Here is an 11,351-nt window from a genome sequence, read left to right as displayed (position 1 = left end):
GTGTCAAAAAAGGGCTCATTGCGAGCCCTTTTTTGTGCGTGACGGTTTGTGCCTTGACCCGATGCGGCAGGCAGCTTAAAACTTGGGGCTCACCTGCAGGGGCCTTTCATGATCACCAGCAAGCTGCCGAATGTCGGCACGACCATTTTCACCAGCATGTCGCAGTTGGCGGCCGAAACCGGCGCAATCAACCTGTCCCAGGGTTTTCCCGACTTCAATGGCCCTCAAGACTTGCTCGACGCCGTGGGGCGGCACGTCGCCAACGGGCATAACCAATACGCACCGATGAGCGGCTTGCCCGCGCTGCGCCAACAGGTGGTGGCGAAGATTGCCCGCAGCTACGGTGTCAGCGTCGATGCCGACCGTGAAGTAACCATTACGCCGGGCGCGACTCAGGGCATTTTCTGCGCTATCCAGGCGGTTATTCGCAACGGTGACGAAGTGATCATCTTCGACCCTTGCTACGACAGCTACGCGCCCTCGGTAGAGCTGGCCGGCGGGCGCTGCGTGCATGTGCAACTGGGCCTGCAGGATTTCAGCCTGGACTTCGAGCGCATCAAGGCCGCGCTGTCGCCGCGCACGCGCATGATTGTGCTCAATACCCCGCACAATCCCAGCGGCGCCCTGGTCAGCCGTAAGGAACTGGACCAACTGGCCGAGCTGATTCGCGGCCGCGATATCTATCTGCTCAGCGATGAAGTGTATGAGCACCTGGTGTTCGACGACGTGCCCCACGTCAGCGTGCTCGCCCACGAGGAGCTGTACCCGCGTGCGTTTGTGGTCAGCTCGTTCGGCAAGACCTATCACGTCACGGGCTGGAAAACCGGCTATGTGGTTGCACCGCCGGCCCTGACTGCCGAGCTGCGCAAGGTGCATCAATACGTCAGTTTCTGTGGCGTGACGCCGTTGCAGTACGCGCTGGCCGACTTTATGGCCGAGCACCCGGAGCACGTGGCTGCGCTGCCGGCGTTCTACCAAGCCAAGCGCGACCTGTTCTGCCGGTTGCTGGCGCCGTCGCAGTTCAGCTTCAGCCCATCGGCGGGGACTTACTTTCAACTGGTAGATTATTCCCGGATTCGCCCGGACCTGGATGATGTCGCCATGTCCGAATGGATGACGCGCGAACACGGCGTGGCGTCGATTCCTATCTCTGTGTTCTACCGCAACCCACCCCAAGGCCAGCGCCTGGTGCGCCTGTGCTTTGCCAAACGCGAGGAAACGCTGCAACAGGCGGCGGAAAAACTATGCGTGATTTGAGCGCCTTGCCAGACCTGAACATTGCCCTGATCCAGACCACCCTGGCGTGGCACGACCGCCAGGCCAATCTTGAGCATTTCGAGCTGTTGCTGGAGCAGGCCAGCGGCGTCGACCTGATTGTATTGCCGGAAATGTTCACCACCGGTTTCTCCATGGAGTCGGCTTCCCTGGCCGAACCGGAAAACGGCCCGACGCACCGTTGGCTCCAGGCCCAGGCCGCAAAATACAACGCCGTGATCACGGGCAGTGTGATCATTCAGGCGGCGGATGGCAGCCACCGTAACCGCCTGCTCTGGGCGCGGCCTGACGGTGAGGTGCTGCATTACGACAAGCGCCACCTGTTCCGCATGGCCGGCGAGCACGATCACTACACCCCCGGCGAACGTCAGGTGCAGTTCGAATTGAACGGTTGGCGTATTCGGCCGTTGATTTGCTACGACCTGCGCTTCCCGGTGTGGAGTCGTGATGCCCAGGACACCGACTTGTTGCTTTACACCGCCAATTGGCCGGGGGCGCGGCGTCAGCATTGGAATCGACTGTTGCCGGCGCGGGCCATCGAGAACCTGTGCTACGTCGCCGCTGTGAACCGCGTGGGCACGGATGGGAAGGGCTTTGCCTACACCGGCGATAGCCAGGTGCTGGATTTCCAAGGTGAGACATTGCTGAGCGCGGGGGAAGCAGATGGAGTGTTTCAGGTGAAGCTGGATGCGGCTGAGTTGGCGGCGTATCGCACGCGCTTTCCGGCGAACCTGGATGCCGATAGCTTTCAGTTTGTCTGACGGACCGCCATCGGGGGCAAGCCCCCTCCCACATTTGGAATGCATTCCCCTGTGGGAGGGGGCTTGCTCCCGATGAGGCCAGACCGATCAGCACACCTTTCAAATAAAAAGGCCCCTGGATTCTCACCCAGGGGCCTTTTGCATTGCGCCGATAGCTTACGCCGCTTTCGCTTCCTGCTGGCTCAGCGAGCGGTTCAGCGCACTGAACAGCGCCTTGAAGCTCGCGGTGGTGATGTTTTCATCAATCCCCACGCCATGCACCGGACGCTCGCCATTTACGCGCAGTTCGATGTACGCCGCCGCTTTGGCGTTGGTACCCGCACCAATCGCGTGCTCGTTGTAGTCCATGATCTCCACACCAATCGGCAAGCCCGCCACCAGCGCTTCCAACGCGCCGTTGCCTTTGCCTTTCCAGTGCAGGTTGGTCTCGCCTTGGCCCTTGCCGGAGACTTCCACTTCGACGTAGCTGTTGCCGTTTTCTTCCTGCAGGCGATGGCTGACCAGCGCGTACGGGGTGTTGGCCTGCAAGTATTCGCGTTGCAGCAAGGCGTAGATCTGCGGTGCGGTCATTTCAAGGCCGACGCGGTCGGTTTCAGCCTGTACCACCTGGCTGAATTCAATCTGCATGCGGCGTGGCAGGCTGATGTCGTATTCCTGCTCCAGCAGGTAGGCGATACCGCCCTTGCCCGACTGGCTGTTCACACGGATTACCGCTTCGTAGCTGCGGCCGATGTCTGCCGGGTCGATCGGCAAGTACGGCACCTCCCACAACGCGTCGTCTTTCTGCTGAGCGAAGCCCTTGCGGATTGCATCCTGATGGGAGCCGGAGAACGCGGTGTGCACCAGGTCGCCGACATACGGGTGACGTGGGTGCACCTGGATCTGGTTGCACTCCTCGACGACTTTGCGCACGCCGTCGATATCGGAGAAATCCAGCTGCGGGTCGAGGCCCTGGGTGTACATGTTCAGCGCCACGGTAACCAGGTCGACGTTGCCAGTGCGCTCGCCGTTGCCGAACAGGCAGCCTTCGACACGATCGGCCCCGGCCATCAGGCCCAGCTCGGTGGCGGCGACGCCCGTGCCACGGTCGTTGTGGGTGTGCAGGCTGATGATCACGCTGTCACGGCGGTTGATATGGCGACCGAACCACTCGATCTGGTCGGCATAGATATTCGGCGTGGCGCATTCCACGGTGGCCGGCAGGTTGAGGATCATCTTGTGCTCGGGCGTCGGGTTCCACACCTCGATCACCGCGTCACAGACTTCCTTGGCGAACTCCAGCTCAGTGGCGCTGAAGGTCTCCGGGGAGTATTCGAAGGTCCACTGGGTTTGCGGCTGTTGCGCGGCGTACTTGACGAACAGCTTGGCGGCGTTGACTGCAATGGCCTTGACGCCGTCCTTGTCCTGGTTGAACACGATGCGGCGGAACGACGGCGAAGTGGCGTTGTACAAGTGCACGATGGCTTTCTTGGCCCCGCGCAGGGATTCGAAGGTCCGTGCGATCAAGTCTTCACGGCCCTGGGTCAGCACCTGGATGGTGGTGTCCTCGGGGATGTGGTTGTCTTCGATCAGGGTGCGTACGAAATCGAAATCGGTTTGCGACGCGGCGGGGAAGGACGCTTCGATTTCCTTCACGCCGACGGCCACGAGGGTCTTCCAGAAGCGCAGCTTTTTCGCGGCGTCCATCGGTTCGATCAGCGACTGGTTGCCATCACGCAAGTCCGAGCTGCACCAGATCGGCGCAGTGGTGATGGTTTTGGACGGCCAGGTGCGGTCCGGGATATCGATGATCGGAAACGCACGGTATTTCGAAGACGGGTCTTTGAGCATGCTCATCGGGAAATCCTTTGTTGTAGGGGCCGAGAAAAGGCGGCCTGCCGTAGAACTGTTATTGGGGATAAAGCTTAAAGACGAGGCAGATCGATTCAGCCTGGCAGTCGTGCGCTGACCAGGCACAGGCTGCGGTGCTGACGAAGCTGAATGAGGGTGTGAGAGGTTTTCATAAGCCCAACCCTAACCGGCGGGGTGAAAGATGGCAAGCAGTCGCGAAAAATTGAGATAAGTTCTGCTATTCGCGTGGGAATAGAGATTTTATGGCTGAAAACTCGGCGGTGACTGACTTTAATTGCGCAGCCTTTATTGGCTGCGCAATCGGGCCATTCAGGGCTGGAAAGCGCCGATGAAGATCGCCGGGTCGACTCGTGCGTCGTTAAGGCTGACGTTCCAATGCATATGCGGCCCGGTTGCCCGACCCGTCGAGCCGACCTTGCCCACCACCGCGCCACGCGTCAGTTGATCGCCGACTTTCACATCGATCTTCGACATGTGGCAGAACATGCTGATAAAGCCCTGCCCATGGTCGACGAACACGGTGTTGCCGTTGAAGAAGTAGTTGCCGGTCAGGATCACCTTGCCAGCCGCCGGGGTCTTGATCGGCGTACCTGCGCCAACGGCAAAATCCAGACCCGAATGCGGATTGCGCTCCTCGCCATTAAAGAAACGTCTTACCCCGAACTTGCTCGACAGCGGCCCGTTGACCGGTTTGTCCAGCAGCAGGTTGCTCGGCGTATTCGGGCTGAAACTGCGATAGGCCTTGAGCTGCACGGCCAGTTCGGCCTCGATGCGTTTGAGTTGCGCCGGTTCCGGGTTGACCTGGCTTTTGTTCTTCAAGGTGATGCGCTGCTCGGGGTATTTCTTGAAACCCACCACGAACGGCAGTTGCTGCCCGCCGTGGACGATGCGTTCGGTACCCGGCTTGACCGTCAGTGGGATCCCTACAATCGCCAGCCAGTTGTTTTGCTCCTTTACCACCAGCACCGGTCTGTTCAGGTAGGTGGCCTTGGGCGCCGTTGCCGCAGGCCCCAGGTCCACTACCGCTACGCCACCGGGCACCGGCTTGTTCAGCAGGCGCGTGATGTAGCTGTCGGCGTGGACATTGAAGGTCAGGCAAACGAGCATCAACAAGCTGAGGAAACGTGGCATCGGTCAATCCAGTAACGAAAGGGTGACGGGTGTCAGGTGGTTGTCTTCCACCCGCACTTGCAGTTGGCCCTCACCGAGACGCGCGGTCAGGCGCTGGCCAGTGTGGGTTTGCGCGGCGTTGCGGATCGCCTGGCCGCGCTCGTCGAGCAGGATGCTGTAGCCACGGCCGAGGGTCGCCAGCGGGCTGACCACCTGCAGTGTCTGCACCTGGCTTTGCAGCTGCAGGCGCCGCGCCTTGAGGCCCTCGCGCATGGCCCGGGGCAGGCGTTCGGCGAGGCTGTCCAGACGCTGGCGCAGCAGGGCCAGCTGGCGGCCTGGGTGCTGCCCGGCGAGGCGGGTTTCCAGGCGAATCAAGCGTTCGCGACGGGTATTGAGGCTGCGCTCGAAGGCGCGGCGCAGGCGCATGTCCAAGTCGTCCAGGCGCTGGGCCTGCTGGCGTAGACGTTCGCCCGGGTGACGCAAGCGGCGGGCCATGCCTTCCAGGCGCAGGCGGCTGTGGCTCAGGCGGTTGCGCATCAACATCACCAGGCGGCGATGCAGGTTCTCCACCTGGCGCACCAGGTGGCTGGCGTCCGGTGCCAGCAATTCAGCGGCGGCGGACGGGGTAGGCGCGCGCACGTCTGCCACGAAGTCGCTGATTGACACATCGGTTTCATGCCCGACGGCACTCACGATGGGCGTGACGCAGGCGTCTATCGCACGGGCCACGGCTTCTTCGTTGAAGCACCAGAGGTCTTCCAGCGAGCCGCCGCCACGGGCCAGGATCAGCGCGTCGAAGCCGCGGGCGTCGGCCAGTTTCAACGCGCGCGCAATCTGCGCGATCGCCTCGCGGCCTTGTACGGCGGTCGGAATCAATGTCAGTTCAATGTTCGGCGCGCGCCGGCGGAATACGCTGATGATGTCGCGAATCACCGCGCCGGTCGGCGAACTGATAATGCCGATGCGCCGAGGGTGCGCCGGCAATGGCACCTTGCGCTCGGCACTGAACAGGCCTTCGGCGCTGAGCTTTTCCTTCAGGGCATCGAAGGCCAGGCGCAGCGCGCCGTCGCCCGCCGGCTCCACAGTGTCGAGGATCAACTGGTAGTCGCCGCGCCCCTCGAACAACGAGACCTTGCCGCGCACCTTTACCGCCAGGCCATCCTTCAGCGCCTGGCGCACCCGCGCCGCGTTGTTTCGAAACAGCGCGCAACGTACCTGGGCGCCGCTGTCCTTGAGGGTGAAATACACATGGCCGGACGCCGGGCGGGCGAGGTTGGAGATCTCGCCTTCAACCCAGATATTGGTGAACACGTCTTCCAGCAACACCCGCGCGCGGCCGTTGAGCTGGCTGACAGTCAGGACTTCGCGGTCCAGGCCCAGTCGGGCAAAAGGATCTTTAATCATGGGCCGCAGTTTATAGGCATTCGCGCAAGGTTTGGCAGAATTGCTCCACCAGCGCGCCCCTTCGTACTGGCGCAATGCTCACGGATGACTAAAGTGTCGGCATTCTCTTTCAAGGAATTGCCCATGAATGTGGTTGAGCTGATGAGCCAGTGGTCGTTCGGCGCGGTTGAGTGGCTGGTGATCGGCCTCGGTATCGTCGTGGCCTATATCGTTTTCGGTATCGCCGGATTTGGTACGGCGCTGGTGGCAGGGCCTGTGCTGATTCTGTTCATGCCGTTGTCGAAGATCATCCCACTGTTGGTCTTGTTGGATTTTGTCGCAGCCTTTGGTGGCCTGCTGCAAACACGTCGGGACGTGAGCAAACCGGAATTGCTGCGACTGCTGCCGTGTATGGCGATTGGTTGCACACTGGGTGTGGTGTTTCTGCTCAACCTGCATTCGGACCTGTTGCTGTTGTTGATGGGCCTGTTTATCAGCGCGTACGCGGTCTACAGCCTGGCGGTGAAGGCGCGGCCCACGCAGTTGGCGGCGGGCTGGTCGATTCCCATGGGGACGGTCGGCGGCTTGTTTGGGGCGTTGTTCGGCAGCGGCGGCTTTTTATATGCGATCTACCTGAACAGCCGTTTGCCCAAGGACGCGGCGCGGGCCACGCAAAGCGCGCTGATCAGTTGCAGCACGGTGGTGCGCCTGAGCCTGTTCCTGATCGCCGGCGTGTATGCCGATTTGCCTTTGTTGATGCTGGCGGTGTGCCTGTTGCCGGCGATGGCCCTGGGGCTGTGGTGCGGGCGCCGGTTGACGATGCGCATGTCCCGTGAGGCGTTTGTGCGGTTGGTGACGTGGTTGGTGCTGGCCAGTGGGATTGCCTTGATTGGGCGGTATTTGAGTACTTGACCTGGGTGGAGCAGGGATTAAGCTGCCAGCCTTCAGGGCGCCATTGGGGGCAAGCCCCCTCCCACAGTTCACTGTGTTCACAATTCAGATGTGGGAGGGGGGGCTTGCCCCCGATAGCGTCAGCAGCCACACCGCAGGACTCCCATGAATTCCCAAAGCATCCTTGTCCCGAAAATCTCCACCTTGCCCGTCCACGAGCCCCGCGCGCGGGCAATCGTGCGCTGGCTGGTGCGCAAGAACATCATCAAGGAAGAACTGACCACCTGCGGCCGTACCGGCAATCGCATGGCCTACGCCCTCGCCGATGGCGCCCGCGCGGTGGTGCTGCACCCGCAGGCGCTGCCGTTCAACGAACCGGTCAATGGCCTGGAAATCATCTACAAACGCTGCATCTATACGCCGGCCAAGGGCTTTCTTGAAGAAGCCGGCTGCCCGGAGTGCCGCAAGGAAGTCGGTGAAGCCCTGTTCGACAGCCTGGAAGACTGGATGCCCGGCCACACCGACAACTTCACCTGCCCGCTGTGTGGGCACGAAGACGACATCAACGGCTTCCTGTTCCTGCAGGAATGCGGGTTTTCCAACCTGGGATTCATCTTCAACAATTGGGCAGAGGCGGGGTTCAAGCAAAGCTTTATCGACGAATTTGCCGATTGGCTGGACCAGAAGATCGCTTGGGTCAAGGTCGAGCTGTAGGTGATCGTTCCCACGCTCCGCGTGGAAATGCATCCTGTGACGCTCCGCGTCACCTCAACGGCCGGACGCAGAGCGTCCAAGGCGGCATTCCCACGCAGAGCGCGGGAACGATCAGGCGAAGCCAGATTTCTCCATCTATCACTATTCCCAAATATGTCAGAGTTTTACGTTGAGACCTGAGGGGTGTCTGAGTATAATGGCGCGCTTCCATTTTCCCGCTCGGGAGCCCCCGCGATGCTGCGTATCAGCCAAGAAGCTCTGACATTCGACGACATTCTCCTAGTGCCCGGTTATTCCGAGGTGCTTCCTAACGAAGTCAGTCTCAAGACCCGCCTAACCCGTGGCATCGAGCTGAATATTCCCCTGGTTTCCGCTGCCATGGACACCGTCACCGAAGCCCGTCTGGCCATCGCCATGGCTCAGGAAGGCGGCATCGGCATCATCCACAAGAACATGACCATCGAGCAGCAAGCTGCCGAAGTGCGCAAGGTCAAGCGTTACGAAGCCGGTGTGGTGAAAGACCCCATCACCATCGAAGCCGACGCCACCGTGCGTGATCTGTTCGAACTGACCCGCCTGCACAACATCTCCGGCGTTCCGGTACTGCACGATGGCGACCTGGTCGGCATCGTTACGTCCCGTGACGTGCGTTTCGAGAACCGTCTTGAAGTCACCGTCCGCGAAGTGATGACGCCTAAAGAGCGTCTGGTCACGGTCAAGGAAGGCGCCGACAAGAACGACGTGCGTGAACTGCTGCACAAGCACCGCATCGAGCGCGTGCTGATCGTCGACGACAAATTCGCCCTCAAGGGCATGATGACCGTCAACGATATCGAAAAAGCCAAGGCTTACCCGCTGGCCAGCAAGGATGACCAAGGTCGTCTGCGCGTCGGCGCCGCCGTTGGTACCGGTAAAGACACCGGCGATCGCGTGTCGGCCCTGGTCGCCGCCGGCGTTGACGTGGTGGTGGTCGACACGGCTCACGGTCACTCCAAAGGCGTGATCGACCGCGTGCGCTGGGTCAAGCAGAACTTCCCTGACGTGCAGGTGATCGGCGGCAACATCGCCACCGGCGCTGCCGCCAAGGCGCTGGCCGAAGCGGGTGCTGACGCGGTCAAGGTCGGTATCGGCCCTGGCTCGATCTGCACCACGCGTATCGTCGCTGGTGTCGGCGTGCCGCAAATCAGCGCCATCGCCAACGTCGCCGCGGCCCTTGAAGGCACCGGCGTGCCGTTGATCGCCGACGGCGGCATCCGATTCTCCGGTGACCTGTCCAAGGCCATCGTTGCCGGTGCTTCCTGCGTGATGATGGGCTCGATGTTCGCCGGTACCGAAGAAGCGCCGGGCGAAATCGAACTGTTCCAGGGTCGTTCGTACAAGGCTTACCGTGGCATGGGTTCTCTGGGAGCCATGTCCCAGGCGCAAGGTTCGTCCGACCGCTACTTCCAGGATTCCTCGGCAGGCGCCGAGAAGCTCGTCCCGGAAGGTATCGAAGGCCGTGTGCCGTACAAAGGCACCCTGAGCGCGATCATCCATCAACTGATGGGCGGCCTGCGTTCCTCGATGGGCTACACCGGCAGCGCCGACATCGAAGAAATGCGCACCAAGCCAGAGTTCGTGCGGATCACCGGCGCCGGCATGGCTGAATCCCATGTCCACGACGTGCAGATCACCAAGGAAGCGCCAAACTACCGCGTAGGTTGAGGCTTCCAGCAAAACGTTAAGTAACCGGGGCTGTTCTTTCAGCCCCGAGTTGTTTCTGATTCATTAGACGAGACTGACTTCATGGCCCTCGACATTCACGCCCACCGCATCCTGATCCTCGACTTCGGTTCCCAGTACACCCAACTGATCGCCCGCCGCGTGCGTGAAATCGGCGTGTACTGCGAACTGCACCCGTTCGACATGGATGACGCAGCGATTCGCGAATTCGCACCCAAAGGCGTCATCCTCGCCGGTGGCCCCGAGTCCGTGCACGAAGCCAACAGCCCGCGCTGCCCGCAGGCGGTGTTCGACCTGGGCGTACCGGTCTTCGGCATTTGCTACGGCATGCAGACCATGGCCGAACAACTGGGCGGCAAGGTTGAAGGCTCCGAGCTGCGTGAATTCGGTTATGCGCGGGTTGACGTGGTCGGCAAGAGCCGCCTGTTGGACGGTATCGAAGACCACATCGACGCCGACGGCCTGTTCGGCCTCGACGTGTGGATGAGCCACGGTGACAAGGTCACCAAGATGCCGGAAGACTTCCACATCCTGGCCAGCACCCCGAGCTGCCCGATCGCCGGCATGTTCAGCGATGAGCGTCGCTACTACGGCGTGCAGTTCCACCCTGAAGTGACCCACACCAAGCAAGGCGGGCGCATCCTGTCGCGCTTCATCCTCGACATCTGTGAGTGTGAAGCCCTGTGGACGCCGTCGAAAATCGCTGAAGACGCCATCGCCCAGGTGCGTGCCCAGGTCGGTACCGACAACGTGCTGCTCGGCCTGTCCGGCGGTGTTGACTCCTCCGTGGTTGCTGCGCTGCTGCACAAAGCCATCGGCGACCAACTGACCTGCGTGTTCGTCGACAACGGCCTGTTGCGCTTGCACGAAGGCGAGCAAGTGATGGCCATGTTCGCCGAGAACATGGGCGTCAAGGTGATCCGTGCCAACGCCGAGGAGCAGTTCCTCAACAACCTGGCCGGCGAGTCCGACCCGGAGAAGAAGCGCAAGATCATCGGTCGTACCTTCATCGACGTCTTCGATGCCCAGGCCAAGCACCTGGACAACATCAAATACCTCGCCCAGGGCACCATCTACCCCGACGTGATCGAGTCGGCCGGCGCCAAGAGCGGCAAGGCCCACGTGATCAAGTCCCACCACAACGTCGGTGGCCTGCCTGAGGAAATGAACCTCAAGCTGGTAGAACCGCTGCGCGAACTGTTCAAGGACGAAGTCCGCCGTCTGGGCCTGGAACTGGGCCTGCCGTACGACATGGTCTACCGCCACCCATTCCCAGGCCCGGGCCTGGGCGTGCGCATCCTCGGTGAGGTGAAGAAGGAATACGCCGACCTGCTGCGTCGCGCCGACCACATCTTCATCGAAGAACTGCGCAAGGCCGACTGGTACCACAAGGTCAGCCAGGCGTTCGTGGTGTTCCAGCCGGTCAAATCCGTAGGCGTTGTAGGCGATGGCCGTCGTTACGCATGGGTCGTGGCCCTGCGTGCGGTGGAAACCATCGACTTCATGACCGCCCGTTGGGCACACCTGCCGTACGAACTGCTGGAAACCGTCAGCGGCCGTATCATCAATGAAATCGAAGGCATTTCACGCGTGACGTACGACGTGTCGAGCAAGCCGCCGGCGACGATTGAGTGGGAATAAACA

9 protein-coding genes are annotated in these 11,351 nt (G+C 61.3%); 6 read left to right on the top strand and 3 right to left on the bottom strand.

Annotation, left to right across the window (positions count from 1 at the left end; all coding sequences use genetic code 11):
* Positions 1-108: 108 nt before the first annotated feature.
* Both C4J86_RS21400 and C4J86_RS21395 read left to right on the top strand, forming a co-directional pair.
* Entirely contained in the window at positions 109-1,257 is a 1,149-nt protein-coding gene (locus C4J86_RS21400) for a pyridoxal phosphate-dependent aminotransferase (protein ID WP_124371762.1), read from the top strand.
* Positions 1,245-2,036, top strand: a complete 792-nt coding sequence (locus C4J86_RS21395) for an amidohydrolase (RefSeq protein ID WP_124371761.1) — start codon at positions 1,245-1,247, stop codon at positions 2,034-2,036. The genes C4J86_RS21400 and C4J86_RS21395 overlap by 13 nt, the downstream gene beginning before the upstream one ends.
* A 156-nt stretch (positions 2,037-2,192) precedes the next feature.
* On the opposite strand, the gene leuA is transcribed toward C4J86_RS21395, so the two are convergent.
* The 3 genes from leuA to xseA all read right to left on the bottom strand — a co-directional run bounded on the left by leuA (position 2,193) and on the right by xseA (position 6,401).
* Entirely contained in the window at positions 2,193-3,872 is a 1,680-nt protein-coding gene (leuA, locus tag C4J86_RS21390; protein WP_124368251.1) for a 2-isopropylmalate synthase, read from the bottom strand.
* A 324-nt stretch (positions 3,873-4,196) separates the two neighbouring features.
* Positions 4,197-5,018, bottom strand: a complete 822-nt coding sequence (locus C4J86_RS21380; RefSeq protein WP_124371760.1) for a peptidoglycan DD-metalloendopeptidase family protein — start codon at positions 5,016-5,018, stop codon at positions 4,197-4,199.
* A gap of 3 nt (positions 5,019-5,021) precedes the next feature.
* Positions 5,022-6,401, bottom strand: a complete 1,380-nt coding sequence (gene xseA, locus C4J86_RS21375) for an exodeoxyribonuclease VII large subunit (RefSeq protein WP_124371759.1) — start codon at positions 6,399-6,401, stop codon at positions 5,022-5,024.
* Between the two features lie 123 nt (positions 6,402-6,524).
* Between xseA and C4J86_RS21370 the strand changes: the two genes are divergently transcribed.
* The 4 genes from C4J86_RS21370 (at position 6,525) to guaA (ending at position 11,348) form a co-directional block, all read left to right on the top strand.
* On the top strand, positions 6,525-7,292 hold the full coding sequence (locus C4J86_RS21370; protein ID WP_124371758.1) for a sulfite exporter TauE/SafE family protein: 768 nt from the start codon (positions 6,525-6,527) through the stop codon (positions 7,290-7,292).
* A gap of 144 nt (positions 7,293-7,436) precedes the next feature.
* Positions 7,437-7,985 (top strand): sugar ABC transporter ATPase, encoded by a 549-nt coding sequence (locus tag C4J86_RS21365; protein WP_124364282.1) that lies wholly within the window; start codon positions 7,437-7,439, stop codon positions 7,983-7,985.
* Positions 7,986-8,219: 234 nt separating this feature from the next.
* Positions 8,220-9,689 carry an IMP dehydrogenase gene (guaB, locus tag C4J86_RS21360; RefSeq protein WP_015885726.1) on the top strand — a complete coding sequence of 490 codons (1,470 nt, stop codon included), beginning with the start codon at positions 8,220-8,222 and terminating at the stop codon, positions 9,687-9,689.
* Positions 9,690-9,770: 81 nt separating this feature from the next.
* Positions 9,771-11,348: a glutamine-hydrolyzing GMP synthase gene (guaA, locus tag C4J86_RS21355; protein ID WP_124368247.1), complete on the top strand. Its 1,578-nt coding sequence runs from the start codon at positions 9,771-9,773 to the stop codon at positions 11,346-11,348.
* The last annotated feature ends 3 nt before the right edge of the window (positions 11,349-11,351 follow it).

The sequence above is a fragment of the Pseudomonas sp. R2-7-07 genome, from assembly GCF_003852355.1.
In the GTDB taxonomy this organism is placed as follows: domain Bacteria; phylum Pseudomonadota; class Gammaproteobacteria; order Pseudomonadales; family Pseudomonadaceae; genus Aquipseudomonas.
This window is presented reverse-complemented; position numbering and strand designations above follow the sequence as displayed.

Bases quoted from the DNA above. Each gene is read 5' to 3' on its own strand.
- guaA (WP_124368247.1), top strand. From the start codon at position 9,771: ATGGCCCTCGACATTCACGCCCACCGCATCCTGATCCTCGACTTCGGT.
- C4J86_RS21400 (WP_124371762.1), top strand. From the start codon at position 109: ATGATCACCAGCAAGCTGCCGAATGTCGGCACGACCATTTTCACCAGC.
- C4J86_RS21365 (WP_124364282.1), top strand. From the start codon at position 7,437: ATGAATTCCCAAAGCATCCTTGTCCCGAAAATCTCCACCTTGCCCGTC.
- guaB (WP_015885726.1), top strand. From the start codon at position 8,220: ATGCTGCGTATCAGCCAAGAAGCTCTGACATTCGACGACATTCTCCTA.
- xseA (WP_124371759.1), bottom strand. From the start codon at position 6,401: ATGATTAAAGATCCTTTTGCCCGACTGGGCCTGGACCGCGAAGTCCTG.
- C4J86_RS21370 (WP_124371758.1), top strand. From the start codon at position 6,525: ATGAATGTGGTTGAGCTGATGAGCCAGTGGTCGTTCGGCGCGGTTGAG.
- C4J86_RS21395 (WP_124371761.1), top strand. From the start codon at position 1,245: ATGCGTGATTTGAGCGCCTTGCCAGACCTGAACATTGCCCTGATCCAG.
- leuA (WP_124368251.1), bottom strand. From the start codon at position 3,872: ATGAGCATGCTCAAAGACCCGTCTTCGAAATACCGTGCGTTTCCGATC.
- C4J86_RS21380 (WP_124371760.1), bottom strand. From the start codon at position 5,018: ATGCCACGTTTCCTCAGCTTGTTGATGCTCGTTTGCCTGACCTTCAAT.